The sequence below is a fragment of the Sphingobacterium lactis genome (assembly GCF_051951495.1).
Taxonomy (GTDB): domain Bacteria; phylum Bacteroidota; class Bacteroidia; order Sphingobacteriales; family Sphingobacteriaceae; genus Sphingobacterium; species Sphingobacterium lactis_A.
In genome coordinates this window covers 1-262 of record NZ_JBNHAS010000025.1, presented here as the reverse complement: position 1 = coordinate 262, position 262 = coordinate 1, and the positions used below count along the sequence as shown (strand labels likewise).

General features: G+C 48.1%; 1 rRNA gene. It reads left to right on the top strand.

The features are described from left to right. Positions 1-180 precede the first annotated feature (180 nt). Positions 181-262 (top strand): 23S ribosomal RNA (locus tag ACP6L2_RS18195); the annotation flags it as partial.

The following is a 262-nucleotide window of genomic DNA, read 5'->3' as shown; positions in this document are numbered from 1 at the left end:
ATGCGGTTATTGGGTATGCGACCACGGTCTAAATACCCGATACTAAATACTAAGTACCAGAACAAAGAGTTCTTTGACATATTGGAAGAAAAGAGACACAAGAGAAGACAACAGAGGACGATGCGCTACGGCGCTGAGTCCAAAAGCAACCTACCACTTTGCAAAAGGGGTGGTAGCGTGAAGAAAGTAAACAAGGGCACACGGGGGATGTCTAGGCTCTCAGAGGCGATGAAGGACGTGATAAGCTGCGATAAGCCACGGG